Here is a 23,127-nt window from a genome sequence, read left to right on the forward strand (position 1 = left end):
GGAAAATAGCTGTCAAGTCTATTGCTGTCTATATACCTTCACATTCCTACTTCAACTCTGCAGCCAGTTTATTGATGCTTGATTCAACCGTTGCCACTACTTTTTTAAGATTGGGGTCAGTAATTTTGGCTTTTGCAGTAGTTATGCTTGCTTTTGCTGCTACAATTTCCTTTTTAGCATTTGCCAAATCTCCTGATTTCTGATACAATCGAGCAGATTCGTAACTAAGATTTGCTATTTCTTGTTCTGTTTTTAACAAAGGTCGGGCTTTTACAAGCCATTGACGAACATTATTAGCATATTTCCCATCAGGAAAGTTTGTATTAAAAAAGGTAACATAATAAACTAACAATTGTGGTTGGGTCTGAGCACTAATAAGATTTTGAAGAAAACCAAAAGCTTTGTCTTGACCTTGCTCACGCAAAATGGCAGGGCATTCTATTTGCCAAGTGGCCCCAGTAATATATTGAGCAGCCCCAACAACGCCCATGTAATTTTTAAGTTTATTTACCTTAGCCAACGAATATTTTGATGCTTTTGGGTCATAGATTGCCATTTGTACCAACATCCCAAGAGCATTCATCTCGGTTCCAGGGTGTCCTTCTTCAATAGCATACTTTTTGGCAACTTCTATATTGTTAAGCCAATGTTCGGCAAATCCATTATCAATATCCATGACACATTTCTTAGCAATAGCCCAACTGCCTTTATCATTCATTTGCGTTTTTGGATATGCTTTATATAAATCATTAGCTACCAATATATTACGAGCGGTATCTTGTGTGATGCGTAATAAATACGCCAAGCCTGTCAATATACTGACCTCTCTATTGCCAGATTGATATTTTTTCCAAGAACTTCCTGTCTGTATATCAACATTGGTGGCATCTTTGGCATGTTGTATAAAATCTTTAGGGGTATTTATGGGGTCAGTATGATGTAAAATATTTTGGTTTTTATCAAAATACAAAAACATTGGAAAGCCTGGTAAATAAATTTTCTTTTTTGTTAAAAAAGCCACTTGCTTTGCATCGCTGAGGTTGAGCTTGAAGTTGATAAAATTTTGATTATAATATTTTCCAACTTCAGCATTCTTCAATGTTGGCTCTAAACCCATACAAATAGGGCAATTGGGGTGAAAACACTCAACGAATACTGGTTTTCCTGTAGCCTTCGCTTTCTGGAAGGCCGCCTCAATAGTTGGTTCAAACGCAATTCCTTGGGAAAAAGCTACATTTATGATGCACAGCAGAATAACTACTAAAATTGTTTTTTTCATGTGTTTTTGGTGTTTTGAACAACAAATTATGTGATTTTTGATTGAATTACCTCAAATTTCTGTGTTCTTTAACAAGTTATTAACAGCGACTATAACGGCGAATCTGTAGATTCGCCCCACAATTAATTATTTAATTTTACAAAGCCTCCGTCAATTAAATAATCACATCCTGTTATAAAACCTGCTTCATCCGAACAAAGATAAACTGCCAAAGATCCAATTTCTTCGGGTTTTGCCATACGTCCGATAGGTTGAGTTTTTGACAACTTTTCAAACATTTCTTTTTCTTTTCCTGGATATGTTTTCTTGATAAAACCATCAACAAAAGGTGTATGTACACGAGCAGGCGAAATGCTATTACATCGAATATTATGTTTGAGATAATCTTTTGCCACTTGTAATGTCATAGTATAAACAGCCCCTTTCGACATTGAATAGGCAAATCTATCTGGAATACCAACAGTGGCCGCAATCGAAGCAACGTTTAAAATTACCCCACCTCGGTCTTTTATATGAGGAATAACTGCTTGAAGGCAATTATATGTTCCTTTTACGTTTACACTAAAAACTCGGTCAAAATCTTCCTCTGTCGTTGTTTCCGCCGTACCTATATGAGCGATTCCTGCATTATTAACCAAAATATCTATTGCATTTTCTTTGGCTATCTTATCAACAATCTTCTTGACTTCCTTCTGCTTAGAAACATCAACTTTATGAAAATATGCTTCGCCACCATTGGCATTAATGAGGTCAGCTTCACGCTCAGCTTGGTCGATATTCAATTCAAAAATATGAACCACCGCACCTTGTTGAGCAAAAAGTCGAGAAATAGAAAGGCCTATGCCACTTGCACCACCAGTAACGATGGCAACTTTATTGTCAAGACGAAACATTTTAATTTTTTTAGATTAGTTTCAAAATAGTTTGGAAAATTATTACAGAAAATTGTTTAAACATAGCTTTGTCAAAACAACCGTTTCAGCTCTTGTCTTATTGTGAAAAATAACTTAATTCTAATGTTTTTTTGATAATTAGGTTAAAAATTTAATTTTTCACTTCAAAATTACTTGTCAATTCTGGAACAAAAAATAAAATGCTATTACATTTGCTAAAATAATTATTCAACCTATAATTTATCTGTTGTTACAAATTGTTGCAAGTGGTGGTAAATGGTTTAATTTTTCATATATTCCATTGTTTTTTTAGTGCAAACCTCGACAATCTGCAATCATTCTCAACAAAGAAAATAAAATTAAACTCCTTCTATGCACACCGTTCTGAAGTTACATCCCAAAGACAATGTTATTGTGGCCTTGCAAAATCTAAAAGCAGGTGAAATTGTTGATTTTGAAGGCATAAGTTATGAAATACAACATGACCTTGATGCCAAACATAAATTTGTCACCGAAGACTTAGCCATCGGTGACTACGTAACAATGTACGGTGTTTTGGTTGGGAAAGCAACAAAACCAATCAAACGTGGAGCTCAGATTACCACTTTTAATCTCAAACACGAATCAGATCCTTATTCAGTAGAAAAACGAGAGCCTGCAGCGGCATGGAGTCCGTTGGATGTAGATTCTTGGAAAAATAAAACTTTCAATGGTTATTATAGAAATGACGGAAGCGTTGGGATTCGTAACTACTGGCTGGTTGTTCCTCTGGTTTTTTGCGAAAATCGTAATATTCTGGTCATGAAAGATGCTTTTGAGCGTGAATTAGGCTATGCACAACCAGAAATATACCGCAACCAAGTAAGAGATTTATTATCTGCTTATCAATCTGGCAATTTAGCAGCAATAGAAAAAATACAATTGGCCGACCAAGAAAATGAAGCCATAAAAAGTTCGCCAACTCATCTTTTCCCAAATGTTGATGGCATTAAGTTTTTGACGCATGAAACTGGTTGTGGTGGAACAAATCAAGATACAGATGCTTTGTGCGATCTTTTTGCTGGAATGATTGTCAATCCAAATGTGGCCGGCGTAACGGTATTAAGTTTAGGTTGTCAAAAATCACAAATTGATTATTTGAAAAGTGAAATACTAAAACGTAATCCAAAATTTGATAGACCTATTTTGTACTTCGACCAACAAACTTATGGTACAGAAAATGCCATGATGTCGGATGCCATTCGTGAGACATTTAAGGGTATTATTGAAATCAATAAGCAAAGTCGCAAGCCAGCTCCGCTCAATAAATTAAACATTGGTTTGAAATGTGGCGGCTCTGATGGTTTTTCTGGCATTTCTGCCAATCCTGCCATCGGGCATTTATCGGATATTATGGTAAGTTTGGGTGGAACGACATTTTTAGCTGAGTTTCCTGAACTTTGTGGTGTTGAACAAGAATTAATCAATCGTTGTGTAGATGAGGCAAAAGCACAAAAATTTGCCCATTTAATGAAAGAATACGCTGATCAAGCTGCAGCTGTTGGAGCAACTTTTGACATGAATCCTTCGGTTGGCAACATAAAAGATGGTTTAATTACCGATGCCATCAAATCGGCAGGAGCTGCAAAAAAAGGTGGAACCGCTCCAGTTGCTGGTGTTTTAAACTATACAGAACAAGCAACAGAATCAGGCCTACATTTACTTTGTACGCCAGGAAATGATGTTTTGGCAACTACTGGAATGGCTGCTTCGGGAGCAACAATTATATTATTTACAACTGGACTTGGCACGCCAACTGGCAATCCAATTACACCAACAGTCAAGATTTCAACCAATAATCGCTTGGCAGAAAAAATGTCAGATATTATTGACTTTAGTTCTGGGAAAGTTATTACTGGTGAAGAAACCATTGAGCAAAATGGTGAATCGCTTTTGAATTGGCTAATTGGCTTGGCAAATGGAGACTATTTAACCAAAGCTGAAACTTTAGGACAAGATGACTTTATTCCGTGGAAAAGAGGGGTGAACTTGTAAATTTCTAACACCTTTGTTTTTTTGACAAAATAATTTCTCTTATTTGCAAAAAAAACAGGGGTACTATGAAAATTCAATTTTACGGAGCAGCTCAAAGAGTTACGGGTAGTAAACATCTTATTACGACTAATAAAGGCACAAAAATATTATTAGATTGTGGACTTTTCCAAGGAATTGGCACAACCGAATTAAATCTACAATTTGGATTTGACCCCAAAGATGTAGATTTTCTTATTTTAAGTCATGCCCATATCGACCATACTGGCCTTGTGCCGAGATTAGTCCGAAAAGGTTTTAAAGGAACAATATACGCCACACCTGCCACAAAAGATTTGTGTGAAATTATGCTTCTTGATTCGGCACATATTCAAGAAAAAGACCTTGAAAGAATCAATAAAAGAAGAATTGGTCGAAACGAAGAGCCTTATGAGCTTCTGTATAACGAAGAAGATGTTGAAGCTGCACTAAAATTATTCAAAACCATTGAATACGAAACGCCATTTGTAATTGAAGAGGGTGTTGTTGCTGAATATTTTGATGCAGGACACTTGCTGGGAAGTGCGGGCATTTATTTGACTTTTGAAGAAGAATACAAAACAAAAACGCTATTCTTTACAGGAGATATTGGACGACCAGATGATAAAATCTTAAGAAGCCCCGCTCCTTTTCCACAAGCCGATTATATCATTTGTGAATCTACTTATGGAAATAAACTGCATGAACCAGAAGTAGATATGAAATCGCATTTGTTGCGAATCGTTTATCAAACATGTATTGAGAAAAAAGGCAAATTGCTTATTCCTGCATTTTCAGTAGATAGAACCCAAGAATTGATTTACGCACTTGATCAACTTTCCCACGAAGGCCTTTTACCAAAGATACCTGTTTACATCGACAGCCCTTTATCAGTAAAAGCTACCATTGTGATGAAAAACAATGAAGAATGTTTTAACCCTGAAATTTTAGCATATATTAAACATGATGGAGATGCTTTTGCATTTGAAAATCTTCATTACATAAGCGATGTTATGGAGTCAAAAGCTTTAAATGATAGCAAACAACCTTGTATTATCATTTCTTCCTCAGGTATGGCAGAGGCTGGTCGAATCAAGCATCATATTAAAAATAATATTGAAAAACCCTCTACTACAATTTTGTTGGTTGGATATTGTTCGCCAGGAAGTCTTGGAGCAATATTAAAAACTAACCCAAAACAAGTAAGAATTTTTGGTGAAGAATTTACTGCGAGGGCTGACATTGAAATCATGGATTCTTTCTCTGCCCACGCAGACTATAAAGAGATGATAAAACATTTATCTTGCCAAAATGCGTCAAAAGTAAAGAAACTTTTCTTGGTTCATGGTGAAATAGATAACCAAATAATGTTCAAAAACCGTTTAAACAAGGTTGGTTTCGAGCATATATTTATTCCTTCACAAGGCGAAGGGTTTGATTTGTAAGCTTTTTAAATAGCTTTTGCCACAATCCATTCGTAAATTTGCCTCAATTTACATAAAATCAAAAATGATTTTTGATGGTTGAATATACTTTGTTTTCATTCTACCATTTGAAAATTCATTCATACACACATTATTTTTAATGAAAATAGCCATTCACGGTCGAAAATTCAATGTTGATTCAGTACCAAATATCCAACAGGTTTTTGACGTACTGAAACAACATAAGGTAGATATTCAACTATCTGAAGCATTCAAAAGAATACTATTACAATCTGGCATTCGGATTGATAGTAAAGCGGTTTATACAAGCACCCATGAAATCTTTGATGCTGATTTTGCATTTAGCCTCGGTGGCGATGGCACATTCCTCGAAACACTTTCACACGTTGGCAAGCGAGAAATTCCAGTTTTAGGCTTTAATTTTGGACGATTGGGCTTTTTAGCTGCTGTTTCTCCTGAAAAAATTGAACGAACCATCTATCAATTAGTCAATGGTTATTATAGCATCGATGAACGAACCATGATTTCGGCAAGTTCAGAAACTGAGTTATTTGAAGAAGGCACGAATTTTGCACTGAATGAGATAGCTATTTCAAAAACAGATACTTCTTCAATGATTGTCATTCATGCTTATATCAATGGGGAGTTTTTGAATACTTATTGGGCTGATGGCCTGATGGTTGCAACAGCAACAGGCTCGACGGGCTATTCTTTAAGTTGTGGTGGACCTTTGGTAATGCCTCATTCGGCCAATTTTATCATTACTCCGATTTGTCCGCATAACCTTTTTGTTCGACCCATGATTGTTTCTGATGACAGTGTCATTTCATTCAAAGTCGAAAGTCGAAGCAATAATTTCTTAGTTTCAATGGATTCACGTGCGAAAATTATTGGAGCGGATGAAGAAACCACTATTACTGTAAAAAAGGAGGATTTTAAAGCCAAAATGGTTAAAATGGAGGGCGATGATTTCCTAAATACTTTAAGAGGAAAACTAAAATGGGGTATTGATGCTCGAAATTGACAATAAAAGTTTTTATAATTACGTTAAATGATTTGACAAACCTGCTATTCGTATGAAATTGTTAACATTCAAAAAAACGGCATATTGCCTATTATTATGTTTTTCTTTAGTGCTTTTTGCTACTCAAGAAAACTTTGCCCAATCTGGAATATTCAGCAAAAAAAATAAACTTAATCAATATTCTTCTGTAGGATTTGGAGGCGGAAGCTCTCATTATTTCGGTGATTTATCGCCATACAGTTATTTTTATTATGGTCTTATCACCAACGTTCGTTGGAACGCAACCATTAATTATACTCGCCAATTATCTCCACAAATAGCCGCACGAGTAGGTTTTACTTGGGCAAGAATTGCAGGTGATGATTATGCTTTCTCACAACATAATATTGATAAATTTTATCAACCTTTTCTTCGTAACCTTCACTTTAGAAACGATATAAAAGAGTTCTCACTTACTGGTTTGTTTAATCTTTTACCACAATATGGTAAAGGACAACAAGGCAGAAGTAGTTTTATGCCCTATACATTTATAGGTTTTGGATTTTATGGACATAATCCACAAGCTCGTGACGTAGCAACTGTTAATCCAGGAACGGGTGAAGTAACATTAGGGGCATGGACCAATTTAAAAGATAAACAAACATCTGGGCAAGGAATCAATGATACTTATCCAAAAGCCTATTCGCTAATTCAACCCGTTTTTCCTGTTGGCTTAGGTATAAAGGTAAAATTAAATGAGAAATTTGATTTAAACCTCGAAGGTGGATTAAGAATTACACCTTTTGATTATTTAGATGATGTAGGTCACACCGATTATCCAAACCCTAATGATTTAACTCCTATTTCGCCTTTGGGTGCGATTTTTGCTAACCGTGCGGGAGAAGATTATTCAGCAGTAACGGGTGCTTCTCGGGTTAATGACTTTTTTAATATTGCCGTCAACAAGTTAAATGCTGGTGGTAATCCAACACCAAGTACCAATGGTACGACACTTTTTGGCTATGCTGCTAATAGTTCAAGAGGCACTGCAAAGTGGGATAGCTATTTCGTAACTCAGCTAACGATTAGTTATATTATTAGTAGTAAAATCAAATGTCCACCCATAAAATAATACTACTACCATTGATTATAGGCGTTCATCGCTGCATTTAACAACCATTCTTAAATGAATATTTGCAACTTAGTAGTAAGAAAAACATTCTGTATCGCTTCCCTTATTGTATTACAATCGAGTCTTTTTGCTCAAAAATGGGAAATCGGGGCAGGGGCTGGTGTCTGCCAATACAAAGGAGATGTAATGCCTACTTACAAACCCTTGATTGTTCGCCCTGGAGCTAATGCTTTTGTGCGAATGAATTACAGCCGTTCTGTTTCATTCAAGGCACAAGCAATGATTGGTCAAGTACATGGTGATGATAAATTAGTCAAAAACGACCCATTACATCAATCACGAGAATTTAGTTTTGATGCAAACTTAATGGAAGGTGGTGGACAAATAGAATATAATTTCTTAAACTTCCGAACCAATGCTTCAAGAATAGTGAATAACTGGACACCTTATGTTTTTGGTGGCTATGGCGTTACTATCGTTAACACTCAATCTCGAAGTAAAACCGATGTCAATCCTTCTGTATTTTCTCCCTATTCATCAAACAAAAATGTACAATATATGTCATTAGGGATTGGTTTTAAAAAACAATGGCAGAGAAGAGGGCAATGGAATTGGGGTTTTGAGTTTGGAGCAAGAAGAGTAAACACTGATTTTTTAGATAATTTTGGTTATTACTCTAATGGTACTTACCCATTAAATTTACCCCCGGGTATTGTTCCTTCTGATGCTAAATTTCAATATTTGATTAAATATCAAATTCCTAATACTAAGGTCATGGATATGTATTATTATACTAATTTTTCTATTAGTTATTTAATTTATAAAATCCACTGTCCTAATCCTCCGAGGTAATTTTTTTTCTTCTTGGCGGTTTTTATGTCTTTAAAACCCATTATCTAATTTTTTCTTCACAAAATCTACTTTTGAGCTTCTACAAATCGTCAAAAACTTATCATTTACTATTCTTTTTTTCTACCTTTGCAGTCCTTTTTGCTTAATTAGGCTAATTGAATCTTAATAATTCGTTATTGTTAATTGATTTCCCGTGAAAGAAAACATTGATTTGGGCAATTTACCACGCCACATAGCCGTTATTATGGACGGTAATGGTCGCTGGGCTAAACAACAAGGTGCTATGCGAATCTTTGGGCATCACCATGGTGTCAAATCGGTTCGTGATACTGTTGAGGGTTGTGTAGAGTTGGGGGTTAAATACCTAACACTATATACCTTCTCTACTGAAAATTGGAATCGTCCAAAACTAGAAGTTGACGGTATTATGCAATTGTTGGTAAAAACAATTGGCGAAGAAATCCCTGATTTGCATAAAAACAACGTTAGAGTAAAAACTATTGGCGACCTTGATAACCTTCCATCATCGGCCCGTAAAAAAATGCTTGATTCGGTAGAGTTGACCAAAAATAATACTGGATTAACTTTAATTTTGGCCTTGAGCTATAGTGGGAAGTGGGAAATTGTTCAAGCAACTAAACAAATCGCGGCAAAAGTTAAAGCGGGTGAATTAGCTGTTGAAGATATTTCTGAAAATGTTTTTGCTCAGTATTTAGCCACTGAAGATGCTCCAGATGTAGATTTAATGATTCGTACAGGTGGAGATCACCGAATTAGTAACTACTTACTTTGGCAATTAGCTTATGCTGAACTATATTTCATGGATGATTTGTTTTGGCCTGAGTTTCGTCGAAATCATTTATTTGAAGCAATTGTTGCTTATCAACAACGTGAAAGACGTTTTGGCAAAACAAGTGAGCAACTACCAGCAACTCCAAAAGGAGTGTAAATATTAAATTATGATGATTAAAACTTTTATGATTAAAGATTTTTCGTTCAAATATCTCTCTTACGAGTGGTCTGGCGTTTTGATTAAGCGTTTTCTTTTCATTCCTTTTTTACTTATTGCTGCTGGAGTATTTGCCCAGTTTCCACTGGGTGTAGGGCGTAGGGCCGAACAAGCCAAGGAAACTACCGTAAATTATGAGCGACCAAAGGAATATACTATTTCAAAAATTACGGTAAGCGGTATTAAGTTTCTTGACCCTAATACCTTGATTTCTGTGTCTGGTTTGAATGTAAATGATAAAATTGCTATTCCTGGCGAAAGAATCAGCACCGCTATTCGTCGCTTGATGGAGCAAGGCATCATTGAAGACGTAGCTATCAATATTGCTAAAGTAGATTTTGATAAAGTAGAATTAGACATTCATTTAAGAGAGAGACCTCGACTAAATAAATTTGTTTTCAAAGGAATTCGTAAAGGTGAAATTGATGGTGTGAGCGAAAAAGTAAAAGCCAATAAGGGAAAAGTTATTACTGATGCGTTGATTAAAAACATTCAATTGACAATCAAAAGGATTTACATTGAAAAAGGTTATTTAAATACGGCTGTACAAATCAAACAAGTATCTGATACCATTCGTGCAAATAATGCTGCTTTGATTGTAAATATAGACAAGAAAAATAAAGTTAAAATTGATGATATTACGCTTGTTGGTGTAAATGAGTTACCAGACTGGAAAGTATTAGGCAAACTTAAAAGTACAAAAATTAAAGCACCACTCCGTATTTTTACACCTTCAAAATTTATTCCTAAGAAGTTTGAAGAAGATAAAAAAACTCTTATTGAGTATTATAACAAAAAAGGATACCGAGATGCTCAAATTACATCTGATTCAACGATTTCAACTGATGGTAATAATCTAAGAATTGTATTGAATATTAACGAAGGTACACGCTTCTATTATAGAAATATCACTTGGACTGGTAACTATTTGCGTAAAACAAAAGATTTAGAAGCAATTTTAGCTATCAAGAAAGGAGATGTCTATAATCCAGAAGAACTTAACAAAAAAATCAATGGTATTCCACAAGGAGACGTTAGTTCTGCTTATATGGATGATGGATATTTGTTTTTTAACTGTGAACCTGTTGAAATAGCTGTTGAGGGTGATTCTATTGATATTGAAATGCGAATCAGAGAAGGCAAACAAGCCACCATAAATCGCATTATCCTAAACGGAAACACAAAAACCAGTGATCACGTAGTTATGCGTGAACTTCTAACAAAACCTGGTCAAAAATTCAGTAAAACAGAGTTGATTGAAACCCAACAAACGCTTTCAAGATTAGGCTATTTTGACCCTCAAAAAATTGAGCCAAAACCTATTCCTCAAGCTGATGGAACAGTAGATATTGAATATAATGTAGAAGAAAAACCAAGCGACAATATCGAATTATCTGGCGGTTGGGGTGGTTTGCAAGGTTTCGTTGGAACTTTTGGTGTTGTTTTTAACAACTTTTCTGCTCGAAATATCACAAATCTAAAGAAATGGAAGCCTCTTCCTGCTGGTGATGGACAACGTTTAGCATTGCGTTTGCAAGCAAGTGGTAGATTTTATCAAACCTATTCTATTTCGTTCACCGAGCCTTGGATAGGTGGTAAAAAACCAAATTCATTTGCTGTTAGTTTATTCCACACTTCATCCGACAATAGAGGCTATCAAAAGGCATTAGAAAAACAATATGGCTCGGCATATGCTTCTATTTATGGTGGTTCGAGTCTATATTCTGGTTATTTCAAAAATACTGGTGGTTCTGTTACTTATGGTAAACGCCTAAACTGGCCAGACAGAAATTTCAGCTTTAATGCTGCACTTTCTTATCAGCGGTATAACGTAGATAATAGTTACTTTATTCCAGGATTTCAAAAAGGTGTAGCTAATGATTTATCAGTTGCATTTACACTTTCGAGATATAGTTTAGATAATCCACAGTTTACTCGTGCAGGTTCACAATTTACTTTAAGTGCTACATTCAACCCACCTTATTCATTATTTAGAAACGAAGCTGTCGTGGATAAATTCAAATGGATTGAAGGACATAAATGGATGTTTGATGGAGATTGGTTTGCTCCTGTAGTTGGTAAATTGATTTTCCACGCAAAAGCAAATATGGGCTTCTTGGGTAAATATGGTAGTAAAACAGATTATAGCCCATTTGGTAGATTTATTTTAGGTGGTGCTGGTCTTGGTATGCAAAACTCATATAACGTTGGTGCTGATTTGATTGGTTTGCGTGGTTATGACGAAGGTGTAGTGCATGAACTATCAATGGCAGAAGCAGAGAAGTTAAGAACAAATACTGGTAGTATAACCCTAAGTCGTATGGGTGGAATTGTTTATAGTAAATACGCTGCCGAATTACGCTACCCAGTTTCACTTAATCCACAAGCAACAATTTTTGCTTTGGCTTTTGCTGAAGCAGGAAATAGCTGGGGTAGTTATAAAGACTTTAATCCATTCAAGCTTCACCGTACAGCAGGTGTTGGGGCAAGAATTTTTATGCCAGCATTTGGTATGATTGGTCTTGATTTTGGTAAAGGATTTGACCCAATTCCAGGTATTTCAAACCGTGGATTGAAGTCATTTACATTTAGTATTGGTCAACAAATACGCTAAAAAGTTTATACCTTCGTGTGTCAACTTGTTAAATATCTGTTAATAATATATTGATTTATTAGATCATTTACGTTAGTATGTCAGAATTATAGCTATTTGAAGGCTTCAAAAATTAGCCATTAAATAAAAAACATTCTCTAATTCACGCATTGACAATTATTTTTGAATGAAAAAGACAATATTTTTACTAATTTTGGCATTCATTTCTGTTCAAACCTTTGCACAGAAATTTGGATACATTGATTCGGAGTTCATTACGAGCAAAATGCCAGATTATAAAAAAGCCCAAGAGGATATGGAAAAATATTCTGATAAGTGGGTAAAGGATATTGAAGAGAAGGAAACAGAATTGAAAAAAATGCGATTACAGTTTCAACAAGAAGAAATTTTGTTGACCGCTGATATGAAGCGTGAGCGTCTAAAAAATATAGAAGACAAAGAAAATGCTTTAAAAGAACTAAATAATAAAGTTTTTGGCATTAATGGCTTGGTTTTCCAAAAAAAGAAAGAATTAATAAAGCCCTCTTTGGACGAAATCTATAAGGCTTGTGAAAAAGTGGCTCGTCAAAAACAATTAATGTTTATATTTGATAAGGCCTCAGACATCAATATGATTTATACAGACCCTCGACATGATTATACAGATTATGTGTTGGAAGCCTTAGGAATTTCATTAAAAGAAGATAAAAACCAAAATAACCAAGTAACCAAACCAAAAAAATAGTAAACAAATGAAGACAAAATTTTTTGCCACGTTTATCACGGCTTTAATGTTTGTTGGTATTGCTAACGTAAATGCCCAAACAGCAAAAATTGGCTACACCAATGTTGATTATATTCTGAACAACATACCTGATGCAAAGGATATTGAAAGCAAATTGAAAACTGAAAAAGCTCAGTATGACAAACTTTTGCAAGACAAAATCGCTGCTTTTCAAGCGAAATATGAAGATTATCAAAAAAATGGTGCAACAATGTCAGCTGTAATCAAAGCTGACCGTGAAAAAGAATTACAAAGTGGTCAAACTGCAATTCAAGAATTTCAACAAAATTCTGAAACAGCTTTACAACAAAAACAACAACAATTGTTGGCTCCTGTTTTAGAGAAAATCGACAAAACAGTAAAAGATGTTGCTAAAGAAAACGGCTATACTTATGTTTTCAATACTGACGCCGGTCCAGGAACAACTCCAATTTTATTGGTAGCACCAGATGCTGACAATATTTCGGACTTAGTTTTCAAAAAATTGGGTGTAACACCTCCTTCAAAAACAGCAGCACAAACAACGCCTGCTCCAGCACCTAAAAAGTAAGGTATTGTTAAAATTGATATTTTAGAGAACCGCAAGGAAAATAATTTCCTTGCGGTTTTTTTATATAACTTACTTTTTGATGTTTTTCAAGAATCTTGTAAAGATTTAGTTACTTTTGCGAAAAAACAATGTCGATACCAAAGCCAAAGTTGTTATTTTTTCGTTTATTAAACGGACATTTTCGTTCCCAAGGAAACATAAAATGCCTTTTTTATAAATAATTTTTACTTTTTGTGTATTTTTATAATTATTGCATATAATTTGCGAAAATTTTCAGGAAAACAAAAAAAATTAACTCTGCTAAAATATTAACGGTAAAAACCTAATTACTATGAAGAAACTTTACATTGTCCTATTTTTACTTATAAGCTTTATTAGTAATACTTTTGCACAGGTTGTGCAAGCAGTATCAATGTCACCTAAAGATTCAACAGGCGGTTTTGCTAACACCCAACAACAATTTGTCTCAGGAGCCGTTGCTCGTAAATCTCTTGTCAGTTACGCTAAAAATTCAATGTCTCAATTTGAAGACACAAAGAAAAAAACTTTACCTAAAGAATTGGATAGTTTACTCGTAAAACAAGATTTTCTTACACACGAACAATTCCCTAATTACCTCTCACAAATTGAAAATGCCTATAAGAGAGAACTTGAAATTGTCAATAAAATTACGATTGATAATGTTTCTAAACTTGAGCAAGCCAGTCAATTAAACAAAACTTACTCTGTTAGCCAAAGTGGACAATGTTTTTCGGAAAAAGATAAAGGGTCATTTCTACTTACACAAGATGATGAAGGTAAAGCCATCACTGGTTTTGCACTGGAAACACTCAAAGGAAATCCACGCTACGGCTTAATCGACAATTATCATCAAGGTTATGCTCGTGTAAAAAAGGATATGGTTTTTGGTTTTTTAAACCTTTGTGGCGAAGAAGTTATCCCTGCACAATATGATTATGCCGAACCTTTCAATGATGGAAGAGCCTTGGTTAAGAAGTTCTTTTGGCATTTCGTAAATGCAGAAGGAGTAGAAAGTGAGGTTTTAGCCGATATTGTAGATGCCAAAGCTCTAAAATTCGGTGTGAGTTTAGCGAAGTTTAAAAGTAACAAATTTGCCTTAATTGATAATAGTTATGATACTGTTAAAAAGCCGATTTCTGCTGGTTATGATGAAGTTGAGATATTTATTGGTAATATTTTCAAAGTACGGAATGGCAAACTATTCGGTTTAATAAAAATAGATGGTTCGCCAATTACTGATATTGCTTTTGATAGAATTACACTTTCAGAGGCAAATCGTTGGATAATTGTTGAACAAAACAAAAAAGTTGGATTAATTGATTCCGATGGAAATACGCGTATTAAACCTTCGTATGATTATATTCGTAGCGTAACGATTGATCCAAGTGTTTCTCCAACAGCCGCTTCAGTCATAGCCAAAGATGCTTCTGGTATTCGCCTAATTGAATTAAATGAAAGAAAATTAAGTGAGACGTATGCCTCGATTGGCGACTTCAACAGATTTGGTTTAGCACCTGCTTGTAAAACGCTTGCAGACAAAGGAATAACTAAATGTGGTTATATTAGTTTTGATGGTACAGAAGTTATTCCGCCTGTTTATGATGAAGTACAACCATTCAATGTAACAGGTTTGGCGGTAGTTACTGAAAAAGCTGCCAATTGTAGTAAACCTGTTGGCAATTGTTTAGTTGATATTGTTTATGACCGATTTGGAAGAATTGTTATTGACAAAGTTAATCCCAGTGCCCCTGAAGGTATTCGTTATATGGTAACAGATACAATTCTTGCAAGTACATTGGTCGTTATTCGTACTTACACACCTCTTGAAAAAGGTGGTACGGATGATGGTTATAACCTTGTTGATAAAAATACGTTAAAAAGATTTACTTCTGAAGCCTACAAAAACATTCGTAAATTTGACAGAACTAACTTAGCTATGCTCAAAGGCGAGAAATGGGGCTTGCTTGATTTTACAGGTAAAGAAGTTTTAACACCATCATATAATGAGTTGTTGTTTTCATCAGAAGGATTGATTGGTGTCAAGTACGATAATAATAAATATGGTTTTATTGATAAGAAAGGAAAAGTACAGATAACTTTTGAATATGCTGAGATCAATCCTTTCAAAAACGGAATGGCTATTGTTTCAAAAGGGAATAATAAAGTTGGTATTATAAATAAGTTTAATGCCAAAATTGCTCCTTGTATGTTCAAATCAGCTCGCTACATCGAAGATACCAATCAATATGAAATAGCTGATACTTCAAATAATTTGTATAACTTAAATAGCAGTGGTGATTGTATTTCTGCCAATAGTTCTAAATTCTATGACCTTGTACGGAAAGCAAATCAGAAATAAACTGAGCCAAATTTCATAAAAAAGAATCCCCAAGTCAACCGTGTGATTTGGGGATTCTTTTTCGTATTGAGCTATAGTTATTTTTTTAACTCTCCATCTACCAAACGCCAAATATTCAATGGGTTATCACTTTTGAGTTCATCGAGTAAAAGCGAATCTGGAAAGTTTTGATAACAAACAGGGCGAGTAAAGCGAGTGATCGCCATTGTACCCACAGATGTGCTACGAGCATCAGTGGTTGCAGGAAAAGGACCTCCATGAACCATCGCATGAGAAACTTCCACACCCGTTGGAAAACCATTGATTAGAATTCTACCTACTTTTTGCTCTAAAACTTCTATTAAATCGGTATAGTCCGCTAAATCTTCTTCCGTGCCATGAACTGTAGCGGTCAGATGTCCAGAAAGATTTTTAGCTACTTCTAATATTTCTTCTTTTGAGTTTGCTTCAACAACCAAACTTGTTGGTCCAAAGATTTCTTCACCAAGATGGGTATTTGTATTAAACCCTTCAATATCTGTTCGTAAAATAATTGGTTCTACGGCTGTAAACCCTTCAGGGGCTTTACCTACACCTATGATTTGTGTAAAATTTTTGGCATGTTCGATACCTTTTACATAAGCATCACGTATGCCAGTAGTAAGCATAACACCACCTTGTGCATTGGGTGCTTGTTTTTCTAATTCTTGCATAAAACTTTCGTTTTTTTGCAAGAAAAGTGTTCCTGGATTTGTACAAAACTGTCCGACACCAAGTGTTACTGAAGCAACATAGTTTTGAGCAAGTGCGGCACCTTTTTCTTCAAGAATTTTTGGTAAAACAAAAACAGGATTGACACTTCCCATTTCGGCGTAAACGGGAATTGGTTCTGGGCGAGCAACTGCTGCATCAAACAATGCTTTGCCCCCTTTATATGAACCTGTAAAACCAATAGCTTTAATGCTTGGATGTTTGACCAAAGCCATACCAATTTCATGACCATCATCAAATAATAAAGAAAATACGCCATCAGGCATATTGCTTGCTTCGGCAGCTTTTTGAATTGCTTTTCCGACTAACTCCGATGTACCAAGATGTGCTGGGTGAGCTTTAAAAATAACACAACAACCAGCAGCTAATGCTGATGCGGTATCGCCACCTGCTACCGAGAATGCCAATGGAAAATTACTTGCTCCAAAAACCCCTACAACACCCAATGGTCTTTCCATGGCACGAATGTCAGGACGTGGGGCTGGTTGACGTTCTGGTAACGCAGAATCAATTCGAGCATTTACCCACGAACCTTCACGCAAAAGTTGAGCAAAAAGACGAAGCTGCCCTGTTGTTCGGCCTCTCTCACCAACCGCTCTTCCTTGTGGTAAGCCTGATTCTGCAACATATCTTTCTGTAAGCAAATCGCCTAAATTTTCAATTTCATCAGCAATTTTTTCTAAAAAACTGGCTTTTTCAAAACCTGATTTCTTGCGATAAATTTGAAATGCTTTTACTGCTTTATCGGCGGCATAGCCAAGTTCTTCAATTGTTGCTTTATAAAATAGAGGGGCTAATGTTTCGCCCGTTGCTGGGTTTGTTGCTTGAATCGCCACTGTTCCTTCCGAAAGCGTTTCAAATCCGATAATATTTTTTCCTGTGATTTGCATTTTTTGTTTTAATTAAAATGAATGAAGCGTGGTACAACTAATAAATATATTAGCTGTACCACGCTTTTTATTGTTTTATTACTTCATTTCTACTGTATTTACTAACGTTCCTATTCCATCAATTGTAATGCGTATTTCATCGCCAACTTCCAATGTAAAATCATCATGTGGCACAAGTCCTGTACCTGTCATCAAGAAACAACCATGAGGAAATGAAGATTCTCTAAACAAGAATTCTGCTAAATCAGCATGTTTACGCTTCATTTGATTAATTTCTATTGAATTTGAAAAAAGTGGAATTTCATAACGCAAGATTTCAATAGTAATTTTAGTTTCTGGAGAAATCGGTTCATCAAAAATAGCAATGCAAGGTCCAATAGCTGCACTTTTATCATACGTTTTTGCTTGTGGTAAATACAAAGGGTTTTCTCCTTCAATATCTCTTGAGCTCATATCATTGCCCACAGTATAGCCCGAAATTTGTCCTTTAGAATTGATAAATAGGGTCAACTCTGGTTCAGGAACATTCCATTTTGAGTCTCTTCTTATCCTAACATTTTGTCCCGAACCCACCACTCGATGAGCTGTTGCTTTGAAAAAAATCTCTGGTCTTTCGGCATCATATACACGGTCATAAAAATTATCTCCTCCCGCTTTTTTTGATTCTTCCATGCGGGCATCTCTACTTTTGAGGTAAGTTACACCTGCCGCCCAAACTTCTTGAGACTGAATCGGAGCTAATAAACCATTATCTATCAATGATTTATACTCTGATGCTGCTGGTAAAAGTTGGATTTCCCTTAGTAGTTCAAAATATAAATCTTCACGATTAACGAATAAATCCCAATCAATGTGTCGTGAGATATAAAATAAACCTTCGTGTTCTATGACGAAACCTTGTAACGTTTTATAGATTTTCATGAGGATATCTAAAAAATAATTTGAGTCCAATATTAAACAAAAAGAGGCATATTAGATACTATAATGTATGACTTTTATCATGAAATTTTTTAAAATAGTTTTTAATAAAAATTTAATTCTAAAAATTTAGACAAATTTATTTGGAAATATAAATCAAAGTAAATTTATTTGTATTGGAAATCATTCGCATTTAGCGAATATTCGCAATTAGAGAATACTTTTTTAATAATGAAAACAACAAGCGTTTTAATTGTACCTATTATTCTTCTACTCGTCTAAGCGAGTGTGAAGAAGGACGCTATAACATATACAAACCTTCTTCACACATGGTGAGAAGAAGGTTTTTTTTGTGCATAAACTAAGTATTTATAACCACATTTATTCAAAAATCAATGGCAATATTAAACAAATTCAGCCGTACCCTTACACAAGAAATTGAAAACCCAGCAGCCAAAGCGATGCTTTATGGTGTTGGTTTGTCAGATGAAGATATGCAAAAAGCCCAAATTGGCATTGCCAGTACGGGCTATGAAGGCAATACCTGCAACATGCACCTCAATGGTTTGTCGGTTCATGTCAAGAAAGGTATTCAAGAAAATGGTATGGTGGGCTTGATTTTTAATACGATTGGGGTTTCAGATGGTATGACCAACGGTAATGATGGCATGAGTTATTCTTTACCAAGTCGAGACATTATTGCTGACTCTATTGAAGATGTGGTAGCAGCTCAATGGTACGATGGTGTGATTGCTGTTGTAGGTTGCGACAAAAATATGCCTGGGGCAATGATGGCTTTGGCAAGATTAAATCGCCCTGGGATGTTGGTTTATGGCGGAACGATTCGTACAGGAGAATATAAAGGACAAAAATTAGATATCGTTTCAGCATTCGAAGCATTAGGTAAAAAATTTGCAGGAACAATTTCTGAAGAAGATTATAACGGAGTAATCAAAAATGCTATTCCAGGAGCGGGTGCTTGTGGTGGCATGTACACCGCCAACACAATGGCTTCTTCAATGGAAGCAATGGGTCTGACTTTACCAAATTCTTCAAGCTACCCTGCAACACATGAAGGCAAAAAAGCAGAATGTATTGCCATTGGTGCCGCCATGAAAAATATGTTGGAGAAAAATATTTGTCCACGCGATATAATGACTCGCAAAGCGTTTGAAAATGCCATGACAATGGTAATGGTAATGGGTGGCTCAACCAATGCTGTTTTACATTATTTAGCAATCGCAAGTGCCGCAGGAGTTGATTTCACTTTGGATGATATTCAAGCAATTTCTGACCGCACGCCCCTAATTGCAGATTTGAAACCTTCTGGCAAATATTTTATGGAAGACATGCTTTCCATTGGCGGTGTACCTGCCTTAATGAAATATTTACTAAAAAAAGGATTTATTCACGGCGATTGTATCACTATTACTGGTAAAACAATTGCCGAAGATTTAGCCGATATACCTGACTTAGATTTTGAATCACAAAAAATCATTCACCCTTTAGAAAATCCAATCAAGCCTTCTGGGCATTTACAAATTCTTTACGGAAACCTTGCTGAGAAGGGTGCTGTTGCCAAAATCACTGGTAAAGAAGGTGAAAGGTTTGAAGGAATTGCCAAAGTTTGTGAGCGTGAAGAAGAAGTAATTGAGTTTTTAAGTAAAGGTGAAATAAAAGCTGGTCACGTAATTGTAATCAGAAATGAAGGTCCTAAAGGTGGACCAGGAATGCCAGAAATGTTAAAACCAACTTCAGCAGTAATGGGTGCTGGCTTAGGAAATAGCGTAGCGATGATAACTGATGGTCGTTTTTCAGGTGGTACACATGGCTTTGTCGTTGGACACGTCACACCAGAAGCTTTTGACGGTGGTACAATTGCCTTAGTAAAAGACGGCGATAAAATTACAATTGATGCCGTTGATAATAAACTAACGCTTCATGTTTCAGACGAAGAATTGGCAGTACGTAGAGCAGCATGGAAGCAAATTCCTTCGACATTTACCAGAGGTGTACTAAGAAAATATATCAAAAACGTAAGTTCAGCAAGTGAAGGCTGTGTTACAGATTTGTAAGAAAATACGGCAAACTAAATCAAACTTCATCCTAAAATATCTCTAACGATATGGGAAATTTATTAGAAATAGAATTAAAACAGGAAACTTTCACTACAACTGTTGAGGTAAAGGAAGAAAAGACTTTTCTTTCGGGAGCTCAAGCAATGATGGAATGTTTATTAGCCGAGAGCGTTGATACCATTTTTGGTTATCCGGGTGGAGCAATTATGCCTACTTATGATGCTCTTTATGATTATATTGATAGAATTAATCACATTTTAGTTCGCCACGAACAAGGTGCAGGTCATGCTGCACAAGGTTTTGCCCGTGTAAGTGGGCGAACAGGTGTTTGTTTGGTTACTTCTGGCCCAGGCGGAACCAACCTTATTACGCCAATTGCCGATGCAATCATTGATTGTACACCTTTGGTTTGTATAGTGGGTCAAGTAAAATCAACTTTACTCGGAACGGATGCTTTCCAAGAAACAGACATGATAGGTGTAACAACACCTGTTTGTAAATGGAATTACCAAATTACCGACCCGAACGAAGTGCCGGAAATCATGGCAAAAGCATTTTTTATTGCCAAATCTGGTAAACCGGGTCCAGTAGTTATTGATTTTACTCGTGATGCTCAAGCCGCCAAAATGACCAAAGACTTTTCTTACAAAAAAGTAGAGAAAATGGTCAGCTATAGCCCACGTATTATTCCAAAACAAGAACAAATTGAAAAAGCAGCGGAACTAATCAACAAAGCCAAACGTCCATATCTTTTGTTTGGACATGGTGTTTTGATTGCCGATGCAATGCAAGAATTGCTTGAGTTTGTTGAAAAGACAGATATGCCTTGTGTAAGCACATTGTTAGGGCTTTCGGCAATGCCAAATAATCATCCAAATTATATGGGTTGGTTAGGTATGCACGGAATGTATGCACCCAATGTCATGACTGACCAATGTGATGTTTTAATTGCCATTGGTATGCGTTTTGATGACCGTGTAACTGGTGATTCTACAAAATTTGCTCCACAAGCACGCATAATTCACATTGAAATTGACCCTTCAGAGGTTGAAAAAATCAAGAAAACTGAAGCACCTGTGATTGGAGATGCCAAAGAGGCATTGAAAATGTTGATGCCTTTGGTAAAGAAAGGTGATTTTACAGGCTGGAAAAATGAGTTTAGAAAATTAGATGTAAAAGAACATGATAAAGTAACACTTCGTGACTTGAGCCAAGTAGGAAAGATTAAAATGGCAGAAGTTGTTGCTTTACTTTCTGATAAAACAAATGGTGAAGCCTGCATCGTGGTTGACGTAGGTCAGCATCAAATGGTTACAGCACGCTACTATCAATTCAAAAAACCAAATTCATTTATCGCTTCGGGCGGACTTGGAACAATGGGTTTTGCCATTCCTGCATCTTTTGGTGCAAAAGTGGGTGCTCCAGATCGTGAAGTTGTAGGTATCATTGGCGATGGTTGTTTCCAAATGACTATTCAAGAACTCGGTACAATTGCTCAAAGTGGTTTGGCAGTAAAAATGATTATTTTGAATAATAATTTCTTAGGAATGGTGCGTCAATGGCAACAGTTATTCTTTGATAATCGCTATTCATTTGTTGAACTCCAAAATCCAGACTTTATTACCATTGCTAAGGGTTTTGGAATTGATGGCCATACTTGTTCGGAAAGAGAAAACCTGAGTGATTCGCTTGATAAAATGCTTGATTCTAAGAAAGCATACCTATTGGAAGTAATTGTAGAAAAAGAAGAAAATGTATTCCCAATGGTTCCTGCGGGAACAAGCGTTAGTGAGATTAGGCTTGAATAAAAAATTGGGTGATTTGTGATTGCGTGAATGAGTCATTTATTTATAAAATCATTTCTCGCAGATTTATTTTTATCAAAAATCACTCATTCGTTCATTCACTAATTCACTAATTCCAAACTGAAAATGACAACATACACTATTTGCGTATTTACCGAAAATAGCATCGGATTACTCAACAAAATCACAATTATATTTACCCGTCGAAGAATCAATATTGAATCTTTGACGGTTTCAGAAACTGAGCGTAAGGGTATTTCTCGTTTCACCATTGTTATTAAACATGAAAAACGTGAAGAAGTAGAAAAACTCGTACGCCAGATTCGAAAAATCATTGAAGTTTTAGCTGTTTTTGGCTATCTCAATGATGACATTGTTTATAACGAAATTGCACTTTTCAAGGTTTCTACCCCCTTGAATGGCAAATCTGTCGATGTCGAAACAATTAACAAAGTCTATAAAGCATGGGTCGTTTATTGGGGGCTTGATTATGTAGTCATTGAAAAAACTGGTACTGAAACAGAAATTTTCGAGTTTTTTAAATATATAAAACCTCATAAAATTATCGAATTTGTACGTTCGGGAAGAGTTGCCGTAGGTAAAACTCCTCAAGGATTAATTGAGTATTTACCCGAAGAAATTACAGAATGGGAGTATTATTTGTAAATTTGTTTCTTAAACTGTGATTTTAACCATTTATTGGGAAAAATAGTACAG

General features: G+C 35.6%; 17 protein-coding genes. 13 read left to right on the forward strand and 4 right to left on the reverse strand.

Annotated elements, in window-relative coordinates; translation table 11 throughout:
* Nucleotides 1–46: 46 nt before the first annotated feature.
* Together ACQUQZ_RS23370 and ACQUQZ_RS23375 are read right to left on the reverse strand one after the other, a co-directional pair.
* Nucleotides 47–1,279, reverse strand: coding sequence for a hypothetical protein (locus ACQUQZ_RS23370; protein ID WP_435357534.1), 1,233 nt, complete (start codon nt 1,277–1,279; stop codon nt 47–49).
* Between the two features lie 122 nt (nt 1,280–1,401).
* Complete coding sequence (locus ACQUQZ_RS23375; RefSeq protein ID WP_435357535.1) at nt 1,402–2,172, reverse strand: SDR family NAD(P)-dependent oxidoreductase; 771 nt, start codon at nt 2,170–2,172, stop codon at nt 1,402–1,404.
* Between the two features lie 372 nt (nt 2,173–2,544).
* Between ACQUQZ_RS23375 and ACQUQZ_RS23380 the strand changes: the two genes are divergently transcribed.
* From ACQUQZ_RS23380 to ACQUQZ_RS23425, 10 genes are all read left to right on the forward strand, one after another.
* On the forward strand, nt 2,545–4,206 hold the full coding sequence (locus tag ACQUQZ_RS23380) for a UxaA family hydrolase (protein ID WP_435357536.1): 1,662 nt from the start codon (nt 2,545–2,547) through the stop codon (nt 4,204–4,206).
* A 65-nt stretch (nt 4,207–4,271) separates the two neighbouring features.
* A complete protein-coding gene (locus ACQUQZ_RS23385) occupies nt 4,272–5,666 on the forward strand; it encodes an MBL fold metallo-hydrolase (protein ID WP_435357537.1) in 1,395 nt (464 codons plus the stop codon).
* Nucleotides 5,667–5,805: 139 nt separating this feature from the next.
* Nucleotides 5,806–6,690 carry an NAD kinase gene (locus ACQUQZ_RS23390; RefSeq protein ID WP_435357538.1) on the forward strand — a complete coding sequence of 295 codons (885 nt, stop codon included), beginning with the start codon at nt 5,806–5,808 and terminating at the stop codon, nt 6,688–6,690.
* A gap of 52 nt (nt 6,691–6,742) precedes the next feature.
* The gene (locus tag ACQUQZ_RS23395) at nt 6,743–7,801 is read left to right on the forward strand and encodes a DUF6089 family protein (RefSeq protein ID WP_435357539.1); all 1,059 of its coding nucleotides are present in this window, start codon (nt 6,743–6,745) and stop codon (nt 7,799–7,801) included.
* Between the two features lie 54 nt (nt 7,802–7,855).
* Nucleotides 7,856–8,653 carry a DUF6089 family protein gene (locus ACQUQZ_RS23400; RefSeq protein WP_435357540.1) on the forward strand — a complete coding sequence of 266 codons (798 nt, stop codon included), beginning with the start codon at nt 7,856–7,858 and terminating at the stop codon, nt 8,651–8,653.
* 193 nt (nt 8,654–8,846) lie between these two features.
* On the forward strand, nt 8,847–9,602 hold the full coding sequence (locus ACQUQZ_RS23405) for an isoprenyl transferase (protein WP_435357541.1): 756 nt from the start codon (nt 8,847–8,849) through the stop codon (nt 9,600–9,602).
* Between the two features lie 13 nt (nt 9,603–9,615).
* The gene (bamA, locus tag ACQUQZ_RS23410; protein WP_435357542.1) at nt 9,616–12,276 is read left to right on the forward strand and encodes an outer membrane protein assembly factor BamA; all 2,661 of its coding nucleotides are present in this window, start codon (nt 9,616–9,618) and stop codon (nt 12,274–12,276) included.
* A 166-nt stretch (nt 12,277–12,442) separates the two neighbouring features.
* Nucleotides 12,443–13,000 (forward strand): OmpH family outer membrane protein, encoded by a 558-nt coding sequence (locus ACQUQZ_RS23415; protein WP_435357543.1) that lies wholly within the window; start codon nt 12,443–12,445, stop codon nt 12,998–13,000.
* Between the two features lie 7 nt (nt 13,001–13,007).
* On the forward strand, nt 13,008–13,589 hold the full coding sequence (locus tag ACQUQZ_RS23420; RefSeq protein WP_435357544.1) for an OmpH family outer membrane protein: 582 nt from the start codon (nt 13,008–13,010) through the stop codon (nt 13,587–13,589).
* Between the two features lie 331 nt (nt 13,590–13,920).
* Nucleotides 13,921–15,969 (forward strand): WG repeat-containing protein, encoded by a 2,049-nt coding sequence (locus ACQUQZ_RS23425; protein ID WP_435357545.1) that lies wholly within the window; start codon nt 13,921–13,923, stop codon nt 15,967–15,969.
* Between the two features lie 77 nt (nt 15,970–16,046).
* On the opposite strand, the gene ACQUQZ_RS23430 is transcribed toward ACQUQZ_RS23425, so the two are convergent.
* Nucleotides 16,047–17,609 carry an aldehyde dehydrogenase (NADP(+)) gene (locus tag ACQUQZ_RS23430; protein ID WP_435357546.1) on the reverse strand — a complete coding sequence of 521 codons (1,563 nt, stop codon included), beginning with the start codon at nt 17,607–17,609 and terminating at the stop codon, nt 16,047–16,049.
* A gap of 78 nt (nt 17,610–17,687) precedes the next feature.
* Nucleotides 17,688–18,530 (reverse strand): fumarylacetoacetate hydrolase family protein, encoded by an 843-nt coding sequence (locus ACQUQZ_RS23435; RefSeq protein ID WP_435357547.1) that lies wholly within the window; start codon nt 18,528–18,530, stop codon nt 17,688–17,690.
* Between the two features lie 392 nt (nt 18,531–18,922).
* Here ACQUQZ_RS23435 and ilvD point away from each other — a divergent pair, with 392 nt between their 5' ends.
* From ilvD to ilvN, 3 genes are all read left to right on the forward strand, one after another.
* Complete coding sequence (gene ilvD / locus ACQUQZ_RS23440; RefSeq protein ID WP_435357548.1) at nt 18,923–20,602, forward strand: dihydroxy-acid dehydratase; 1,680 nt, start codon at nt 18,923–18,925, stop codon at nt 20,600–20,602.
* A 50-nt stretch (nt 20,603–20,652) separates the two neighbouring features.
* Nucleotides 20,653–22,413, forward strand: coding sequence for a biosynthetic-type acetolactate synthase large subunit (gene ilvB, locus ACQUQZ_RS23445; RefSeq protein ID WP_435357549.1), 1,761 nt, complete (start codon nt 20,653–20,655; stop codon nt 22,411–22,413).
* Between the two features lie 123 nt (nt 22,414–22,536).
* Nucleotides 22,537–23,076, forward strand: a complete 540-nt coding sequence (ilvN, locus tag ACQUQZ_RS23450) for an acetolactate synthase small subunit (RefSeq protein ID WP_435357550.1) — start codon at nt 22,537–22,539, stop codon at nt 23,074–23,076.
* Nucleotides 23,077–23,127 lie beyond the last annotated feature (51 nt).

The sequence above is a fragment of the Emticicia sp. SJ17W-69 genome, assembly GCF_051209875.1.
GTDB lineage: Bacteria > Bacteroidota > Bacteroidia > Cytophagales > Spirosomataceae > Emticicia.

Coding starts and splice junctions, on each gene's coding strand:
- ACQUQZ_RS23370 (WP_435357534.1), bottom strand. CDS start 1,279: ATGAAAAAAACAATTTTAGTAGTTATTCTGCTGTGCATCATAAATGTA.
- ACQUQZ_RS23375 (WP_435357535.1), bottom strand. CDS start 2,172: ATGTTTCGTCTTGACAATAAAGTTGCCATCGTTACTGGTGGTGCAAGT.
- ACQUQZ_RS23380 (WP_435357536.1), top strand. CDS start 2,545: ATGCACACCGTTCTGAAGTTACATCCCAAAGACAATGTTATTGTGGCC.
- ACQUQZ_RS23385 (WP_435357537.1), top strand. CDS start 4,272: ATGAAAATTCAATTTTACGGAGCAGCTCAAAGAGTTACGGGTAGTAAA.
- ACQUQZ_RS23390 (WP_435357538.1), top strand. CDS start 5,806: ATGAAAATAGCCATTCACGGTCGAAAATTCAATGTTGATTCAGTACCA.
- ACQUQZ_RS23395 (WP_435357539.1), top strand. CDS start 6,743: ATGAAATTGTTAACATTCAAAAAAACGGCATATTGCCTATTATTATGT.
- ACQUQZ_RS23400 (WP_435357540.1), top strand. CDS start 7,856: ATGAATATTTGCAACTTAGTAGTAAGAAAAACATTCTGTATCGCTTCC.
- bamA (WP_435357542.1), top strand. CDS start 9,616: ATGATTAAAACTTTTATGATTAAAGATTTTTCGTTCAAATATCTCTCT.
- ACQUQZ_RS23415 (WP_435357543.1), top strand. CDS start 12,443: ATGAAAAAGACAATATTTTTACTAATTTTGGCATTCATTTCTGTTCAA.
- ACQUQZ_RS23420 (WP_435357544.1), top strand. CDS start 13,008: ATGAAGACAAAATTTTTTGCCACGTTTATCACGGCTTTAATGTTTGTT.
- ACQUQZ_RS23425 (WP_435357545.1), top strand. CDS start 13,921: ATGAAGAAACTTTACATTGTCCTATTTTTACTTATAAGCTTTATTAGT.
- ACQUQZ_RS23430 (WP_435357546.1), bottom strand. CDS start 17,609: ATGCAAATCACAGGAAAAAATATTATCGGATTTGAAACGCTTTCGGAA.
- ACQUQZ_RS23435 (WP_435357547.1), bottom strand. CDS start 18,530: ATGAAAATCTATAAAACGTTACAAGGTTTCGTCATAGAACACGAAGGT.
- ilvD (WP_435357548.1), top strand. CDS start 18,923: ATGGCAATATTAAACAAATTCAGCCGTACCCTTACACAAGAAATTGAA.
- ilvB (WP_435357549.1), top strand. CDS start 20,653: ATGGGAAATTTATTAGAAATAGAATTAAAACAGGAAACTTTCACTACA.
- ilvN (WP_435357550.1), top strand. CDS start 22,537: ATGACAACATACACTATTTGCGTATTTACCGAAAATAGCATCGGATTA.